The following is an 18213-nucleotide window of genomic DNA, read 5'->3' as shown; positions in this document are numbered from 1 at the left end:
CCATTCTTTTCGCACATAAAATTTTCTTAAAACACATGACAAAGAATTCTAATCTAAATCCGCCAATTGCAAAAAAAATACCACATCAATTAGAAAAGCATGGAGACCTGCGGATTGATAATTATTTTTGGATGAAGAACAGAGAACATCCTGAAGTGATTGACTACCTGAATGCTGAAAATGCCTATTGTGATGAAAAAATGGCGCATACTAAGAACTTTCAGGTCGATTTATTTGAAGAAATGAAAGCCAGAATTAAAGAAGATGATGCTTCTGTACCGTATAAATATAATGGCTATTGGTACATTACAAAATTCGAAAAAGGAAAAGATTATCCAATTTATACCAGAAAAAAAGAGTCGCTTGATAATCCTGAAGAGTTATTATTCGACTGTAATAAAATGGCAGAAGGAGAATCTTATTTTAAGTTAGTCGGTATTAGTATTAGTCCAAATAACAATTTAGTGTCTTACGGTATCGATACGACAGGAAGACGAAACTATACCATTCATATTAAAAATTTAGAAACGCATGAAGTCGCTTCGGATCGTGTGCTGAATACCACAGGCTCCTCAAGTTGGGCAAATGATGATGCCACTTTATTTTATACTAAAAAAGATGAGGTGACACTTAGAGCTTTTCAAATTTACAAACACCGTTTAGGAGACGAAGCTGAAGATGCCCTCATTTTTGAAGAAGGCGATGATACCTTTGGTGTGGCAGTTTATAAATCAAAATCGAGAAAATATATCATTATCGCTTGTTATAGTACATTGACTAACGAATATCATGTACTCAACGCTGACCAGCCAGATGGAAAGTTTCAAATTTTTCAACCAAGAATAAGAGGATTAGAGTACAGCATTGCACATTACGATAATCATTTTTATATGCTGACCAATAAAGATAAAGCGACCAATTTTAAGTTAATGAAAACTTTAGAAACTCATACTAAAGTTGAGAATTGGACTGAGGTGATTTCGCATAGAAAAGATGTGTTAATAGAAGGTGTTGATATTTTTAAAGACTATTTAGTCATTAGTGAGCGTAAAAATGGTTTAAACGACATACGGATAAAACGTTGGGATGAAACTGAAGACTATTATCTGCCTTTTGATAACGAAACGTATACCGCTTACACAGGTACAAATGTAGATTTTGATACAGAACTATTGCGATATGGTTATAATGCTATGACCACACCTTCGTCAGTTATAGAATTTAACATGCGTACCAAAACGAAAACTGTTTTAAAAGAACAAGAGGTTTTAGGTGGAAAATTTAATAAAGAGAATTACACCTCTGAACGTATTTGGGCAACAGCAGACGATGGTACTAAAATCCCAATGTCTGTAGTGTACAAAAAAGGCATGAAGAAAGATGGCACAAATCCATTATTACAATACGCTTATGGAAGTTATGGTTCTACTGTAGATCCTTATTTCTCTACCATACGATTGAGTTTATTAGATCGTGGGTTTATTTATGTTATAGCACATATTAGAGGAGGAGAATATTTAGGACGTCATTGGTATGAAGATGGAAAATTATTAAATAAGAAAAATACGTTTTCAGATTTTATGTCTTGTTCCATTCATTTAATTAAAGAACGTTATACATCTTCTAAACATTTATATGCTATGGGAGGCAGTGCAGGAGGTTTGCTAATGGGAGCCATCATCAATAAAGCACCCGAGCTTTACAATGGTATTATCGCAGCAGTCCCTTTTGTGGATGTCATTACAACCATGTTAGACGATTCTATTCCGTTAACCACAGGCGAGTATGATGAATGGGGAAATCCAAATGACAAGTTGTATTACGACTATATTAAATCGTATTCGCCTTATGATAATGTGGAAGCCAAGGACTATCCTCATATGTTGATCACCACAGGATTGCACGATTCGCAAGTACAATATTGGGAACCAGCAAAATGGGTTGCGAAACTACGTGACGTAAAAACAGATTCGAATCAACTGTATTTAAAAACCAATATGGATGCTGGTCATGGTGGAGCTTCGGGTCGTTTTGAAAGTTTAAAAGAAGATGCTGAAGAGTTTGCCTTTCTCTTAGATTTAGAGGGTATTTCGAGCTAAGTCAAAAAAAATGTTACCTTTGCAAGGTTTTAGGTGTCTAAATAAAAACTAGGTTACTGAAAAATAACGTTTATGAAAAACAACAACAATGTATTTGATAATGTACTTCAACTTATAGGAAATACACCACTTATCAAATTAAATAACATAACCGCTGACTTTGATGGTGAGTTTTATGCAAAAGTAGAAGCATTTAATCCTGGTCATTCTTCAAAAGACAGAATTGCATTACACATTATAGAAGAAGCAGAGCGTCAAGGCATTTTATCAGCTGGTGATACCATTATAGAAACGACTTCTGGTAATACAGGTTTTAGCATTGCAATGGTAAGTATTATTAAAGGTTACAATTGTATTTTAGCTGTAAGTTCTAAATCTTCTCCAGATAAAATAGACATGTTGAAGTCTATGGGAGCAAAGGTTTATGTTTGTCCTGCACACGTAAAAGCAGACGATCCGCGTTCATATTACCAAGTTGCAAAGCGTTTACATGAAGAGAATAAAGGTTCTATCTATATCAATCAATATTTTAATCAACTGAATATTGATGCACATTTTAACACGACTGGTCCAGAAATTTGGAATCAGACAGAAGGTCAAATAACACATTTAGTCGCTTGTAGTGGTACAGGTGGCACCATTTCAGGAATTTCTAAATATTTAAAAGAGCAAAATCCAAACGTAAAAGTGATTGGAGTAGATGCTTACGGTTCGGTTTTAAAGAAGTATCATGAAACACGTGAGTCCGATGATAAAGAAATTTACCCTTACCGTATTGAAGGTTTAGGTAAAAATTTAATTCCAACAGCTACAGATTTTGATGCAATTGACACGTTTGTAAAAGTTACAGATGAAGAAAGTGCGCATACAGCAAGAGAAATTTCTAATACAGAAGGTCTTTTTGTCGGTTATACAAGTGGTGCAGCAATGCAAGCCATAAAACAACTACAAGAGGAAGGGGAGTTTAAACCAACAGATAAGATTGTGGTTGTCTTTCCAGATCATGGATCGCGTTATATGAGTAAAGTGTACAGTGATAAATGGATGGAAGATCAAGGCTTTTTTGATAGCAAATCTGAAGTACAAGCGACAATAGAATATATCAAATAGAAAATTTTCACGATTTAAAAACCTATCATAGCACGTTGTGATAGGTTTTTTTTGTTTAAAACTTAGTGAAGACTTAAAATAAATAAATTATGCATTCATAATATTATTACCTAATTTTGCATGCACTAACAAGATTGAATTAACAACAGTTAATAGCTGTTTCTATGGGCTAAAAACATAGGAAATGCCATTAATAGCAAAGCATAAGCATGAAAGATTTATTTGAAAAGATTTATAGAGATAAAGGACCACTCGGAAAATGGGCAGCGCAAGCAGAAGGCTATTTTGTTTTTCCTAAGTTGGAAGGTCAAATTTCTAACCGAATGAAATTTCAAGGAAAAGATGTGATTACTTGGAGTATTAATGATTATTTAGGTTTGGCAAATCACCCAGAAGTTCGTAAAGTTGATGCCGAAGCTGCGGCAGATTATGGCTCTGCGTACCCAATGGGAGCGCGTATGATGTCTGGTCATACAGATTTACACGAAACATTACAAACGCAGTTGGCTGAATTTGTAAATAAGGAAGCGGCTTACCTTCTTAATTTTGGGTATCAAGGTATCATGTCTACTGTTGATGCTTTAGTTGCAAAAGACGATATTATAGTATATGATGTGGATTCTCATGCTTGTATTATTGATGGTGTGCGCTTACATATGGGAAAACGTTTTACCTATAAACATAACGATATTGAAAGCTTAGAGAAAAACTTGGAGCGAGCCACTAAAATGGCAGAGCAAACAGGAGGTGGTATCTTAGTCATTTCAGAAGGTGTTTTTGGAATGCGAGGTGAGCAAGGACGACTTAAAGAAATTGTGGAATTGAAAAAGAAATTCAATTTTAGATTTTTAGTAGATGATGCTCATGGTTTTGGAACACTTGGTGCAACTGGTGCAGGAGCAGGTGAAGAGCAAGGAGTGCAAGATGATATTGACGTCTATTTTGCAACCTTTGCAAAATCTATGGCAAGTACAGGTGCATTTATTGCAGCAGATAAAGAAATTATTGATTACCTAAAATATAACCTACGTTCGCAAATGTTTGCAAAATCACTGCAAATGACTTTAACGGTTGGTGCTTTAAAGCGTTTAGAAATGCTTAAAACCATGCCAGAGCTTAAAGAAAATTTGTGGAAAATTGTAAATGCGCTTCAATCAGGTTTAAAAGCACGTGGTTTTGATATTGGGAACACACAGAGTTGTGTAACTCCAGTATATTTAAAAGGTAGCATACCTGAAGCCATGGCTTTAGTGAGAGATTTACGTGAGAATCATGGTATATTTTGTTCTATAGTTGTTTATCCTGTAATTCCTAAAGGATTAATTTTACTAAGAATGATACCAACAGCAACGCATACCTTGCAAGATGTGGAAGAAACCTTAGTGGCTTTTGATGCCATTAGAACACGCTTAGAAAATGGGACGTATAAAAGAATGTCAGCAGCTTTAATCGCTGCAATGGGTGAATAAGTAGTTTAAGTTAGTATAGTATTATGAAAAAATCATCACATGTTGTGGTGATTTTTTTTGCTATATAGATTAAAATTCTTTTTTTCTTTCAACTATTTGAGTACTCCAAAGCCGCCATCATTGTCCTAAACAAAACCTTGTGTCTAATCAGATTTAGTATTCATAGATTTTTGCTTATTGGCGAAAAGAAGAAATTGAATTCACTAATCTCAAAATAAATCCTTCACATAAGTCTTACGTTTCGCATAGATAACAGGATCAAAATGTTTCCAAATTTTCTTTATAGCGAAGTTGTTTTCTAGTTCTGGAGTTCTATAGCAAGTCTTAATTCCTTTAGCTTTAAATGTTTCGTAATACTCATTAAAAATGACGGCATGAATGCCTTTATTATGATATTCAGGAAGAATCCCTATCAAATAAAAAATAACTTCTTTACTATTGTGTTTGGCCTTAAGAATATGCGCAAACCCAAACGGAAATAACTTCCCATTTGCTTTTTGCAAGGCTTCAGCAAATCTTGGCATTACGATAGCAAAACCAATGAGCCGATCGTTCTTATCAACCACAAACTTGATGTATTCTGGATTTATAAAACCAATAAATTTCTTTTTAAAATATTCTTTTTGAATATCTGTAATTTCCACAAAAGAAGATAAGGATGCGTAACTTTCATTAAACAGATCAAACATGCGATCTACATAAGGCATCACTTCTTTCGTTTTGGTCAACTTTAAAGCTCTTAAATTATAACGTTGCTTAATGAGTTCTTGTGCTTTTTTAAAATATTTCGGTTTTACGTTTTCAAAAGGAAAGCTACTTTCTGCGTATTCCTTTTCTATTTCGTAACCGCGTGCTTTGTAGTGATCTACATAATAGGCATGGTTGTACCACGTAATCATGGTCGCTAAATGATCATAACCTTCAGTCATGATACCAACCTTATCTAAATTTGAAAATCCTACAGGACCTTCCGCATAACTCAGTTGATGTTCGCGACCTATGTTTTCAACAGTTTCAAAAAGTGCTTTACTGACTTCTAAATCATCGATAAAATCAAACCAGCCAAAACGCATTTTTTTAATGCCTTGTTTATTAATTTCTAACCAATTGACGATACCTGCAATTCTACCAACCAGTTCACCATCTTTATAGGCTAGAAAAAAACGTGCGTCAGCATCATTAAAAACAGGATTTTTGTCTTTATTAAACGTATCTAATTCTTGCTTTATAATAGGTGGTACCCAATATTTAGAATTTTTGTAGAGTTTAAATGGAAACTTTACAAAAGCTTTTAAATCTTTTTTAGATGTGGCTTTTTTAATTGTAATCATGCAGTTGCAAAGGCTAGTATGTTAAGAGTCGAAATCATCTTCTTTTTTCTTTTTTTTCTTCTTTTTTCGTTTGTCTCCTTTTGAATCTTTGGCAGAAGTACCATTGTCTATTTCTTTGTCTTTATGAAAATCTAAGCGGTAAGATGCACCAAAAGCAATATTAAAAATTGAAGGAGTATCTTTAGTATTAAAGGCAATATTAGCATCTAATTGAAAATCTTTTGTCCAAAGATAAGCCCCTCCAAATCTAAAAATATTGTCGGCATAAAAATCACTTTGAATGCCTTGTGTTTCACCAAAAACAACCCATTGTGGAGTAAATGAATGTGTTAAGGTCAGTATATACTGAAAATCGGATTGGTTAGTGCCAATTCTATCTTTAATAAAATTCATCACAAATACCCAACCTCCATTAAAATTATTTTGAGTGGCGAGCATAATTTTTGGACTAACACCTTCAACACCAAAAGCGGTATATGGATTGGCTTTAGAATCTATATTCGCACCTGCAAAAACGGAAACAGCTGGAATTAATGATTTCCAATTAAAAGCTCGGTTAGCGTGGTAACTGTAAATGTTTGGTTTGGCTTCTTCTGCATTTTTATAAGGATCGTAAACTAGATATTTTGCTCCAATCGTAAAATTTCTAAAATTAGAACGTGGATTTTTCGTTGGAATATTAGTACCTGTAAAGGTCTGCGTATCGTTTTGGTAAACTCCATCTAATTGTAATTCTAGTTGCTCAAAAAGCAAACCATATCTTATGGCAAAATCGAGACCAAATCCTGAAACTTCATAATTAGCAAGCGCATGTTCTTCACTTACGGCGAAGGCACCAGCTTCAAACTGTACCACTCCAGTACCGACTGAAAAGGCGCTTTCGGAAACACCTGGACGATTAGAATTTATAACCTCAGTATACTGCGCATAAGTAGCACTGAAGCTCAATATTAAAAGTAAAACAAATGAAGATTTGAGTATTCGCATTATGGATGTGTTTTAAAACTAATGGATCTATTGCGGTTTAAAGTCAAATATAGATATTTTATAGTTTTTTTAAGGAATAATAAGGTATTATAAATGGCTATAATCGTATTTTTGAATATTACTTAAGTTTATCACTGAAGAAGTTTAGTCCATGGGATTATTAAGAACAATATTAATTATTATCCTCTGTTACTACGGATTTAAGATTTTAGCACGTCTTTTCGCACCGTTGTTAGTCCGTTTTGTAGCCAAAAAAGCAGAGCAAAAATTTGGTGAGCAGTTTGGTGGATTTCAAAATCCAAACCAACAACGCCAGCAACAGAAACAAAAAGCAGGAGAAACCGTTATCGATAAAATGCCAAATAAAAGTGGCTCTTCTAACCAAAAGGTTGGTGAATATATTGATTACGAGGAAATTGATTAATTAAATTCTTGCTAAAGCAGGAATCTCTTTAGGTTTTTCAAAAAAAATAACTACTTTTCAGCATCATTCATCTTAAAGCGTTCTCATGTCATTTTCTATTAAACGTTTATTACCACATGTCTTAGTTTTAATAGGATTTATAGCCTTGTCTTTAGCTTATTTCAGTCCTATATTACAAGGTAAAAAAATCAACCAAAGTGATATTATGCATTACATTGGTATGGCAGAACAGCAAAAGGAGTTTGCCAGAACCACAGGCGAAGAAACCTATTGGACCAACAGTGCCTTCGGTGGCATGCCAACCTATCAGTTAGGTGCGAAGTATCCTCATAATTACATAAAGAAACTCGACTTAACTTTAAGATTTTTACCAAGACCTGCAGATTATCTGTTCTTGTATTTTATAGGGTTTTATATCTTATTAGTGTCTCTAAAAGTCGATTTTAAACTCGCAGCTTTAGGTGCTTTGGCCTTTGGCTTTTCAACTTATCTTATAATTATACTTGGAGTTGGTCATAATTCTAAAGCGCACGCTATTGCTTATATGCCTTTGGTATTGGCAGGAATTGTTCTCATGTTTAGACGAAAATATGTCCTCGGATTTTTACTCACTACTGTTGCTTCGGGTTTACAATTAGTGGCGAATCATCCACAAATGTCGTATTATTTGTTGTTGTTGATATTAGTTTTAGGTTTCGTTTACTTAGTGGATGCTTACAAGAAAAAAGTCTTGCCGCATTTCTTTAAATCGGTTGGCTTGTTAGCTGTGGCAGCTGTATTAGCCGTTGGACTCAATGCCACTAGTATTATGGCAACGCAAGAGTATGTAAAAGAAAGTACACGTGGTAAAAGTGAACTGACGATTAATGTGGACGGTTCACCAAAAGAAGCGTCTACTGGTTTAAGCAAAGATTATATTACCGAATACAGTTATGGCATTTTAGAAACCTTTAATCTGTATATCCCAAAGTTTATGGGAGGTGGCAATAGAGAAGATGTTGGTAAAGATTCTGAAACTTATAAGGCTTACATTAATTTAGGCGCATCACCAATTGAAGCTTTAGATGCCGCCAGAAATGCACCAATGTATTGGGGAGAACAGCCAATTGTTGAAGCACCAGCTTATGTTGGAGCCGTTATTATTTTCTTATTCGTTTTAGGGTTGTTCTTAGTCAAAGGACGTTTAAAATGGTGGCTTGTTGGTGGCACTTTATTGTCATGGATATTATCTTTAGGAAAGAATTGGTTTTTTGTTGAAAACCCTCAACCAGACGGTAATCCAATTACGAATTTCTTTATTGATTTTGTACCATTATATAATAAATTTAGAGCCGTAAGTTCTATTCAGGTGATATTGGAATTGTGTATTCCTGTATTAGGAATTTTTGCCTTAGTACGTTTATTTAATGATCTTCAGAAAGATGAAGAAAAGTTAAAAGCGTTAAAATATGCCGTCGGAATAACAGCTGGTTTAGCACTAATGTTCTTATTATTTAAATCGACGTTATTCGATTTTGAAAGTTTTAGAGACGACCAATACATTGAAGCTTACGGACAACCATTTATAGATGCGGTTATTAAAGACCGTAAAGCATTAATGAGTGCGGATACGCTTAGAACCTTGATTTTAGTCTTACTTTCCGCAGGAACTATTTTCATGTTCTTAAAAAAGAAACTATCCGAAAACTTAGTGGTTGTTATTTTTACAGTATTGATACTTTTTGATTTGGTATCTGTGAATAGACAATATGTAAATAATGATAATTTCATTCCAGCTTTACGCGTCGATAAGCCTTATCAGCCAAATGCAGCAGATAAGGAAATCTTACAAGATAAAGGACATTTTAGAGTTTTAGATATGTCGTCTCAAGGACAACGGATGCCGGCCAAAGCCGCTTACTATCATAATTCGTTATTTGGTTATCATGCCGCAAAATTAGGACGTGTTAATGAGTTGTTAGAATTTCATGTGTATAAAAACAACATGAACGTACTCAACATGCTCAACACTAAATATATCATTGCAGAAGAGCAAGGTCAAATCTTTCCATACACAAATACCGAAACAAATGGTAATGCGTGGTTTGTTTCTAAACTAAATGTTGTTGCAGATGCCAACCAAGAAATTGTAGCATTAGACAGTTTAAATACGAAAACAACAGCGGTTTTACAGAAATTCGTGGCAAGTGAAAATAATTTAAAACCGAGGTATCAGGTAGATTCTTTAGCATCGATTCAGTTAAAAGATTTTAAACCGAACTATTTAAAATACGAATCCAATAATAGCAATGATGGTGTAGCCATATTTTCAGAAATTTATTACAGTCAAGGCTGGAATGCTTATATCAATGGCGAATTAACACCACATTTTAGAGTGAATTATGTACTAAGAGCTTTAGAACTTCCAAAAGGAAATCACACTATAGAATTTAAGTTTGAACCACAAGTTATAGAAACAGGAAGTAAAGTCGCTTTAGCGAGTTCTGCCGTTTTTGGTATTTTACTTTTATTGGGTTTATTTTATGAGGTGAAGCGGAGGAAAACTGAGGGATAATTTCTACTAAAAAAATGAGTTGCTAAACCTTAAAAATCTATGAATTGGATACTAGGAGTTGTTATTGTTTTAATTTTAATCTCCCTGTATGCCAATCACTCAAACAAAAGGAAACGTCTTAAAATTATAGACTATTTACAACTGAATTGGGGAAAACCTAAAAAGCGAGAGGAATTTCATTTCAAATCCATTGAAAAATATTTTAAGAATAATAATCATAAAAAGGAGGCATATCATATTTTATCGGATCGATGTGCTATCGATTTAGATATTAATGAAACCTTTGAAATTATTGATAGGACAAGTTCAAAAATTGGTCAACAGTATTTATATTATAAGTTAAGAACTATAGGAACTATTGAAAGTCTTTTGAAATTTAGGGACTTAACTTCTGTTTTTGAAACTAATGAGGAGTTAAGGTTAAAAACACAATTACAGCTCAATAAATTAAATAGAACAGCGTCTTATTACTTCGAAGAATTGGTGAATTCAAAACCAGTAGAAAAACCTAAAGTAATACGCTTTGTATATATGTTGTCAGTTTTGTCACTACTATGTATCGTTTTAAGTTTTTTTAGCCCATTTTTTTTCATAGTATTAATTATTATCTTTTCAATAAATTTATTTTTTCATCTAAAAAATAAATGGAATGTTTCGGGTTATTTAGATGGTGTGAGTCAATTATCACGAACACTAAACGTTGCTAAGGCTATCTCCAATTATTCTGATATTAAATTAAAATTTAGTGATACTTCTTTTATAAATCAGGTGGAAAAAATAAAAAGTAAAACAGCTTACATCAGTTTTGAGAAAAATCTAGATAACGAATTTGCTTCTGTTATTTGGTTAGTTGCTGAATTTATCAAGGTATTATTCAATATAGAATATCTCATTTTTTATAGTTTTGTAGATAGCATATCAACTAAAAGAGATGCGCTTAAAAAGTTATTTCATTTTATTGGCGAGGTTGATTGTGCTATTTCTGTTGCATCACTAAAAGCTAGTGAGTTTCAAATTTGCGAGCCAAAATTTATTTCAGAAAAACAATTGAATATTAATGAAGTTTCACATCCAATAATTGAAAATTGTATAACAAATGATTTAAATTTAATAGATACTAGTTTATTACTGACTGGTTCTAACATGTCTGGCAAAACTACCTTTATAAGAAGTGTAGCCATAAATAGTATTTTAGCCCAAACTTTAAATATTTGTTTTGCAAAATACTATGCTGCACCATTTTTAAAATTGTATTCTTCAATTAGAATAACGGATGATTTGTTAGACAACACGAGTTATTATCTCAAAGAAGTTTTAATAATTAAAGAATTGATAGAGGCTTCTAATGGAAGCGAACCTTGCCTGTTTGTATTAGACGAAATTTTTAAAGGTACAAATACTGTAGAACGGATTTCTGGCGGAAAAGCGATACTCACAAATCTTAACAAAGGAAATAATATGGTTTTAGTTTCTACTCATGATATTGAATTAGCTGAGTTGTTAGTAAAAGAAAAATATGTATTGTATCATTTTAGCGAGCAAATAGAAAATAACGAACTCTCATTTGACCATAAACTTAAAAAGGGTAAATTAAAAACTAGAAATGCAATTAGTATTTTAGAATTGTACGGATATCCAGTTGATATTATTGAAGACGCTAGACGAACAGAAAAAGAAACTTTTAATAACTAAAAAGATTCCTGCTTTCGCAGGAATATAGGATGGGCAAAACACTTATCATAACATATTATTGGCCACCAGCTGGAGGTCCTGGTGTACAACGTTGGTTAAAATTCGTAAAGTACCTGCCAGACTTTGGTATTGAACCTGTGGTTTATTGTCCTGAAAATCCAAACTATCCTATTATGGATGAAAGTTTGGTTAATGAAATTCCGCAGAACACCACTATTTTAAAACAACCGATAAGTGAACCTTATGGTTTGGCGAGTCTATTTTCTAAAGGGAAATCTAAAAAAATTAGTTCAGGAGTGATTCCCAAAGTAAAAAAGCAATCGGTGATTGAAAAAGCGATGTTGTACGTAAGAGGCAATTATTTTATACCAGATGCGCGTAAAAATTGGGTAAAACCTTCCGTAGATTTTCTTTCAAATTATATTAAAGAACATGACATCGAAACGATTATTACCACAGGTCCACCGCACAGTTTGCATTTAATAGGATTACAACTTAAAGAAAAAAGAGATATGAAATGGTTAGCAGATTTTAGAGATCCTTGGACAACTATTGGTTACCATAAAGATTTAAAATTGACAGCATCTTCTAAAGCAAAACACCTGGCATTAGAACACAAGGTTTTAAATACAGCTGATGAAATCATCGTAACAAGCAACCACACAAAAAACGAATTTCAAACCAAAACTAACCAACCAATTTCTGTGATTACCAATGGTTATGATGGACATTCGGTTAAGGTAGAAGGGAAGGACGCGCTATTTACCTTATCACATATTGGTTCTTTATTGTCCGAACGAAATCCCGAGGTCTTATGGGAAACGCTTTCGGAATTAATACAAGAAAGCGAAGCGTTTTCAAAAGCCTTTAAATTACAATTGGTTGGTGTGGTGAGTGACGACGTTATAGCGTCGATTCATGAAAACGGATTAAAACATCATGTGGATATTTTGGGTTATGTAAGTCATGATGACGCTTTAAAATTTCAAATGAAATCACAATTGTTATTGTTAATTGAGATTGATTCAGAAGATACCAAAGCCATTATTGCAGGTAAAGTGTTTGAATATTTAATTTCTGAAACACCAATTTTAGCGATAGGTCCAAAAGATGCCGATGTAGAACAAATTATAAAATCAACCAACACAGGTACGTATTTTAATTACTCACAGAAAGCAGAATTAAAATCACAACTACAGGAGTGTTTCTACGCTTTTCAGAATAAGACTTTAAAAGTAAATGCCATTGGTTTACAACCTTATAGCAGAAAAGCCTTGACTGAAAAACTAGCAATATTAATTAAATAATGTTTCTATATCCTGCAAGGTTTCTAAAACCTTGTAGGTATTAAATACCAGCCTTAATTTAATCCATAAACTTAATCGCAATATAAATGTGTGAGCATCTTGCGAAGTTTCACGGTGGCTGGGCGAAGTCGAAGTCAAAACTTTGTAGATATTACAACTTAAAGTCAACCCTTTATCATCAATATTTTGCAACAAATACCTGCGAAGTTTCACGGTGACTGAGCGAAGTCGAAGTCAAAATCTTACAGATAAGAATAACTATTTTTCTAACCACACTTTGCAATTTAAAACCTTATAGTTGTAATTTGCATCACTATGGGAATCGTACGCAACCAATCATTCAAAAATACCATCACCACTTATTTAGGCTTTGGTATTGGTGCTATAAATACGCTTTTCCTTTACACCAACTTTTTATCAGATAAATACTATGGCTTAGTTGCGTTTTTACTCTCCGCAGCTAATATTATGATGCCGTTTATGGCCTTTGGTGTACATAATGCCATTGTTAAGTTTTATTCCACATTCCGAACTAAAAACAGTATCAACAGTTTTTTAACCTTGATGTTGTTTTTGCCTTTGGTATTTATAATTCCGACGGGTTTCATCGGTTATTTTGCCTATGACGCTATTGTGAGTTGGCTTTCAAACGAAAATCCAATTGTAGAAAATTACATTTGGCATATTTTTATTCTAGCGATAGCCATGGCGTATTTTGAAGTTTTTTTCGCTTGGACGAAAGTGCAATTGCAAACCGTATTCGGGAATTTAATGAAAGAGATTTTTCATCGTGTATGTATAATGATGTTGCTTTTTACCGTGTATTTAGAATGGCTGTCGGTAAATGATTTTATACTTGCTCTAGTTGGAGTGTATGTGCTACGAATGGTGATTATGAAATTATATGCCTTTACGATACGATTGCCAAAGCTAAAATTTCAGAAAATTGAAAACCGAAGTTCTGTATTAAAGTATTCAGGATTAATGATTATTGCAGGTTCTGTAGCCATGTTGATTCTTGATATCGATAAATTTATGATTGGTCTCATTTTGCCAGATATTGAGCAAGTGGCTTACTACAGCGTCGCTATTTTTATTGCCACGGTTATTGCAGTGCCACAGCGCGCTATGCATCAAATTATGCTGCCATTAACCGCAAAGTATCTTAATGAAAAGGATCATGTGGGATTGGAAGATTTGTACAAACGCAGTTCCATGACCTTGTTGGTGGTAAGTGGTTTTATTTTTTTGTTGATTATTTTGAATATTAATCAGCTTTACGACATCCTTCCAGAAGAATTTACAGGAGGTCTTTTTGTAGTCTTCATTGTGAGTTTAGCCAAATTGTATGATAACAGTTTAGGTAACAATAATGCGATTCTTTTTAATAGCGATTATTATAGAATGGTCTTGTTTTTCGGCGTGTTATTAGCAATTATGGCTATTGTATTGAATGCTGTTTTTATTCCTGTTTATGGTATTGAAGGTTCTGCATTCGCCACGTTTTTAGCTGTTTTTATTTACAATACTATTAAAATCATTTTCGTAAAACGAAAGTTCAACATGGTGCCTTTTACGATTGGATCGGTAAAAATCATCATCACTTTATTTGTATTGTGTGCGGCTTTCTATTTTTGGGAATTTCCTTTTCATCCTATGGTCAATATCATTTTGAAATCTGGATGCATTGGTTTGATTTATTTCAGTCTAATTTATAAATTGAATGTCTCTGAGGATATTTCTAATCAGATCAAAACCTATTTACGGTTGAAGTAGGTTGCAGAAATCGAAATTGAAGTTGAAGACGAAGATGAAGCTGAAGACGAAGACGAACTTGAACTTGAAAATAGACCTAACGAATATTCCACAATCTGAGTTATTTAATTTAAACATTCTAGACTACATCTCGTAAAAAAATAACTAGGCCTCACCTAAATTTTAATACGACCTGAATAAATGATTTTCAGAAAGAATGAGCAAGAATTAGTGCCGCCTAGATTAGTTTAGGGTTCAAATATGCATTAAAAAAAACACCACAAATCAAATGTATTAGCTAATGGCGTTCTAAAAGGGCATAGTCAGTTATTATCACCTTCACCTTCACCTTCACCTTCACCTTCATCTTCATCTTCGTCTTCGTCTTCATCTTCTGCTTCGTCTTCACCTTATCCTTCACCTTCAAAAATAAGAATGTCCCGTAAGGTGCTAGAAAGCATACATCATACGGGACATCCAACCAACCAAAAAAACTTTTATCCTCTAGATCGTCTTGAGTTAGATCTTGTAGAGCCTTGGTTACTGCTTCTACTTATATTCGATCTGCTCTTTACAGACGACGATTGTCTTTTATTTTGAACACTACTTCTCTGTCTTACATTTTGCGCTGCCGCTCTATTAATTGTTCGAGTCGGAGTTGCTTTTACTTGTCTAGTAGACGTAGCTCTTGTTCTATTATTAGACACAGAATTGTTACTTCTGGTCACATTATTACGCGTATTTCTTGTAGATATGTTATTATTACTACGTGTTGCTCGCGTTGGAGTTGCCACTCTTGTATTAGAACGTGTCGTTGTTGCATTTGCATTTAGAGTTCTACTTGTTCTTGTCGGAGTTGCTACTCTTGTATTAGAACGTGTTGCTGTTGCTTGGTTAGATACACGTGTTGTGTTAGATCTAGTTGTCGCATTTGTATTTCTTGTTGTTCTTGTCGCAGTAGCTGTGTTGTCTCTTAAACGTGTAGCTCTTGTACTAGCAATAGTTGCATTGTTGTTTCTTACACGAGTTCTAATACTTCGCTCTGTTCTATTTCTAGGAGTCTGCACATATCTATTATTATGTCTTGTTGCGTTACCACGTCTTCCTATTTGGTTATTTCCACGTCTTCCAACATTAAAATTTCTAACGTTATTAAGATAAGGTCTGTAGAAAATATGTCTTACAGGTGCATAAAACTGTCTGTAAGGATTTGCATTTATAACACAGAAGTTAGCATGTGGTACACCGTAAAACTGGTGCCAAGGTCTCCATACATAAGCACGGTTAAAGTTGTTTATAAATCCGTCGTATCTCCAAAACATATTGTTTCTGTAAAAGATGTTTAGACCACCAATTCTGTTAATTCTATTAAAACTGTTGTAGTTAATAAAAATGTTTCCAATTTGGTTAACTCTACCATAAAAATCATAGAATACTGGAGTGTTTTGAATCTGAATGATAGCACCAAAGCTATCGTACTGTACAAATGGATTGTAATTAAAACCAGAGTTGAAACTGAATGAAAAACCAGGGCTGTTAATTCCGACGTTGACATCTGGACCATGATTTGGTAAAAAGAAATCGAACTGGCCATCTGCAAATATTGAAAATTCAATACCAGCTTCATTAAATATGAAAGAATTGCCGTAACCTCTCACATTATTCATAATAGAAGCTTCTGCTTCAATAGTGTTGGCTGTTGCTGTTGCAGTAGTACTAACTAGTACTAAACTTGCAAATAAAAATAGTAGCTTTTTCATAATTAATGGGTTTTAAAAATTAAACTCGTTAACTATAAAACAAACAGCGTGCCAAAATATAAATTAGCTTGTTTATTTAAATAATACATTACTTTTGGTCGATTAAATAAACACAAAAAAGAGGCTTACGTTTTAAGTAGCCTCTTTAGATATTTCACTCTTTTACATGATTCTAGTAATACGCGTAGCGTCTTACTTTAGAAATGTATTTTGATAAACGAATAACTTGCTGGCTATAGCCATATTCATTATCGTACCAAATGTATAAAATAGCATTTTTTCCATCTTTTCTAACAATAGTCGCTTTACTATCATAAATAGAAGGAGCTGAGCTACCTACAATATCGCTCGATACTAATTCGTCACTCATTTCGTATTTAATTTGCTCTACCAAATCACCTTCTAAAGCGTATTTTTTCATAATAGCATTCATACTATCAACCGAAGTTTTACCTTCTAGTTCTAAACTTAAAATTGCTAAAGATCCGTTTGGTACAGGCACTCTAATAGCATTAGATGTTAATTTACCTTCTAAAGACGGCAAGGCTTTACTTACCGCTTGGCCAGCTCCAGTTTCGGTAATCACCATATTTAAACCAGCAGCGCGTCCACGTCTGTATTTACTATGAAAATTATCAACTAAATTTTGATCATTCGTGTAAGCATGAATCGTTTCTAAATGTCCGGTTTTAATTCCGAAAGAATCTTCAACCGCTTTTAAAATTGGTGTGATAGCGTTTGTTGTGCAAGACGCTGCAGAAACTATTTTTACTTTATCAGGATCGTACTCCGTATGATTGACACCATGCACAATATTAGGAATCCCTTTACCAGGAGCGGTTAGTAATACTTTATCAACTCCTTTTGCTTTTAAATGTCTACTTAAAGCAGCTTTATCTCTAAATGCACCAGTATTATCAATGACTAAAGCATTATTGATACTATATGATGTATAGTCAATGTCTTCTGGTTTATTGGCTGAAATAATCTTTACAGTAGTCCCATTAATAATTAAAGCTGAGTTTTTTTCATCAACGCTTACCATTCCTGAAAAATCGCCATGTACAGAATCGTTTCTTAATAAAGAGGCACGCTTTTCTAAAACAGTTGCGTTTATTTCACCTCTAGTCACAATGGCTCTTAAACGTAATTGTGTACCTTTTCCTGTGCGTGTCATTAATTCACGTGCAACCAAACGACCAATTCTACCAAAACCATAAAGCACAACATCCTTCGGTTCTATAGCTTTATTATTTTTAGCCTTTCCTAATTTAGCGGATACAAAAGCAGTGGCATTACTATATTTCTGATCTTCTAAATGAAACTCGTAAGTTAATTTTCCAATGTCTAGTTTAGCAGGTGGAAGATTAAGCGCGCTTATGGCTTGGGCAATTTCAACCGAATCAAAAATAGAAATAGGTTTTTGAACAAACTCTCCTGCATACTCATGCAAGTTTAAAATTTCACTGACATTTCTGTCGATTAATTGGTTTCTAAAAAGCACCAATTCTATAGACTTATCGTACCATAAGTCACTAATAATTTTAATAAATTCTACCGTTGCTCTGCGACGGTCTGCTTGAAACGCTAACTCTTTTTCGTAAGTGTCGTTAAAACCCATGTTTTGTTTGGTTTATGGTTTATAATTTGCGCAAAAGTAATATATTTCAAACGTTTTCGTAACACGTTTCAACGAAAATAAAAACCCTTCAAAGAATAATACTT

Annotated in this window: 12 protein-coding genes; 8 read left to right on the top strand and 4 right to left on the bottom strand. The window is 33.7% G+C overall.

Annotated features, from left to right (window positions below; genetic code table 11):
• Window positions 1–35: 35 nt before the first annotated feature.
• The 3 genes from AB8B52_RS11865 to AB8B52_RS11855 all read left to right on the top strand — a co-directional run bounded on the left by AB8B52_RS11865 (window position 36) and on the right by AB8B52_RS11855 (window position 4678).
• Entirely contained in the window at window positions 36–2099 is a 2064-nt protein-coding gene (locus AB8B52_RS11865) for a S9 family peptidase (RefSeq protein WP_406028372.1), read from the top strand.
• A 72-nt stretch (window positions 2100–2171) separates the two neighbouring features.
• A complete protein-coding gene (locus AB8B52_RS11860; protein WP_406028370.1) occupies window positions 2172–3209 on the top strand; it encodes a PLP-dependent cysteine synthase family protein in 1038 nt (345 codons plus the stop codon).
• A 209-nt stretch (window positions 3210–3418) separates the two neighbouring features.
• A complete protein-coding gene (locus AB8B52_RS11855; RefSeq protein ID WP_406028368.1) occupies window positions 3419–4678 on the top strand; it encodes an aminotransferase class I/II-fold pyridoxal phosphate-dependent enzyme in 1260 nt (419 codons plus the stop codon).
• Between the two features lie 209 nt (window positions 4679–4887).
• Here the strand turns inward: AB8B52_RS11855 and AB8B52_RS11850 are convergent, their stop codons facing one another.
• Together AB8B52_RS11850 and AB8B52_RS11845 are read right to left on the bottom strand one after the other, a co-directional pair.
• Window positions 4888–6009, bottom strand: coding sequence for a GTP cyclohydrolase (locus AB8B52_RS11850; protein WP_406028366.1), 1122 nt, complete (start codon window positions 6007–6009; stop codon window positions 4888–4890).
• Between the two features lie 21 nt (window positions 6010–6030).
• Window positions 6031–6996 (bottom strand): transporter, encoded by a 966-nt coding sequence (locus AB8B52_RS11845; protein ID WP_406028364.1) that lies wholly within the window; start codon window positions 6994–6996, stop codon window positions 6031–6033.
• A gap of 151 nt (window positions 6997–7147) precedes the next feature.
• Between AB8B52_RS11845 and AB8B52_RS11840 the strand changes: the two genes are divergently transcribed.
• From AB8B52_RS11840 to AB8B52_RS11820, 5 genes are all read left to right on the top strand, one after another.
• Window positions 7148–7420, top strand: coding sequence for a DUF4834 family protein (locus AB8B52_RS11840; protein WP_406028362.1), 273 nt, complete (start codon window positions 7148–7150; stop codon window positions 7418–7420).
• An 85-nt stretch (window positions 7421–7505) separates the two neighbouring features.
• The gene (locus AB8B52_RS11835) at window positions 7506–9974 is read left to right on the top strand and encodes a YfhO family protein (protein WP_406028360.1); all 2469 of its coding nucleotides are present in this window, start codon (window positions 7506–7508) and stop codon (window positions 9972–9974) included.
• Between the two features lie 39 nt (window positions 9975–10013).
• The gene (locus AB8B52_RS11830; protein ID WP_406028358.1) at window positions 10014–11666 is read left to right on the top strand and encodes a MutS-related protein; all 1653 of its coding nucleotides are present in this window, start codon (window positions 10014–10016) and stop codon (window positions 11664–11666) included.
• A gap of 29 nt (window positions 11667–11695) precedes the next feature.
• On the top strand, window positions 11696–12973 hold the full coding sequence (locus AB8B52_RS11825) for a glycosyl transferase family 1 (protein ID WP_406028356.1): 1278 nt from the start codon (window positions 11696–11698) through the stop codon (window positions 12971–12973).
• Window positions 12974–13288: 315 nt separating this feature from the next.
• The gene (locus tag AB8B52_RS11820) at window positions 13289–14749 is read left to right on the top strand and encodes a polysaccharide biosynthesis C-terminal domain-containing protein (RefSeq protein WP_406028354.1); all 1461 of its coding nucleotides are present in this window, start codon (window positions 13289–13291) and stop codon (window positions 14747–14749) included.
• Window positions 14750–15225: 476 nt separating this feature from the next.
• On the opposite strand, the gene AB8B52_RS11815 is transcribed toward AB8B52_RS11820, so the two are convergent.
• Both AB8B52_RS11815 and AB8B52_RS11810 read right to left on the bottom strand, forming a co-directional pair.
• Window positions 15226–16488, bottom strand: coding sequence for a hypothetical protein (locus AB8B52_RS11815; RefSeq protein ID WP_406028352.1), 1263 nt, complete (start codon window positions 16486–16488; stop codon window positions 15226–15228).
• A gap of 172 nt (window positions 16489–16660) precedes the next feature.
• Window positions 16661–18109, bottom strand: a complete 1449-nt coding sequence (locus AB8B52_RS11810; RefSeq protein WP_406028350.1) for a glyceraldehyde-3-phosphate dehydrogenase — start codon at window positions 18107–18109, stop codon at window positions 16661–16663.
• Window positions 18110–18213: the final 104 nt, after the last annotated feature.

This window comes from Winogradskyella sp., assembly GCF_045105575.1.
Taxonomy (GTDB): Bacteria; Bacteroidota; Bacteroidia; order Flavobacteriales; family Flavobacteriaceae; genus Winogradskyella.
This window is presented reverse-complemented; position numbering and strand designations above follow the sequence as displayed.

Coding starts and splice junctions, on each gene's coding strand:
- AB8B52_RS11820 (WP_406028354.1), top strand. CDS start 13,289: ATGGGAATCGTACGCAACCAATCATTCAAAAATACCATCACCACTTAT.
- AB8B52_RS11810 (WP_406028350.1), bottom strand. CDS start 18,109: ATGGGTTTTAACGACACTTACGAAAAAGAGTTAGCGTTTCAAGCAGAC.
- AB8B52_RS11815 (WP_406028352.1), bottom strand. CDS start 16,488: ATGAAAAAGCTACTATTTTTATTTGCAAGTTTAGTACTAGTTAGTACT.
- AB8B52_RS11855 (WP_406028368.1), top strand. CDS start 3,419: ATGAAAGATTTATTTGAAAAGATTTATAGAGATAAAGGACCACTCGGA.
- AB8B52_RS11825 (WP_406028356.1), top strand. CDS start 11,696: ATGGGCAAAACACTTATCATAACATATTATTGGCCACCAGCTGGAGGT.
- AB8B52_RS11865 (WP_406028372.1), top strand. CDS start 36: ATGACAAAGAATTCTAATCTAAATCCGCCAATTGCAAAAAAAATACCA.
- AB8B52_RS11835 (WP_406028360.1), top strand. CDS start 7,506: ATGTCATTTTCTATTAAACGTTTATTACCACATGTCTTAGTTTTAATA.
- AB8B52_RS11845 (WP_406028364.1), bottom strand. CDS start 6,996: ATGCGAATACTCAAATCTTCATTTGTTTTACTTTTAATATTGAGCTTC.
- AB8B52_RS11840 (WP_406028362.1), top strand. CDS start 7,148: ATGGGATTATTAAGAACAATATTAATTATTATCCTCTGTTACTACGGA.
- AB8B52_RS11850 (WP_406028366.1), bottom strand. CDS start 6,009: ATGATTACAATTAAAAAAGCCACATCTAAAAAAGATTTAAAAGCTTTT.
- AB8B52_RS11860 (WP_406028370.1), top strand. CDS start 2,172: ATGAAAAACAACAACAATGTATTTGATAATGTACTTCAACTTATAGGA.
- AB8B52_RS11830 (WP_406028358.1), top strand. CDS start 10,014: ATGAATTGGATACTAGGAGTTGTTATTGTTTTAATTTTAATCTCCCTG.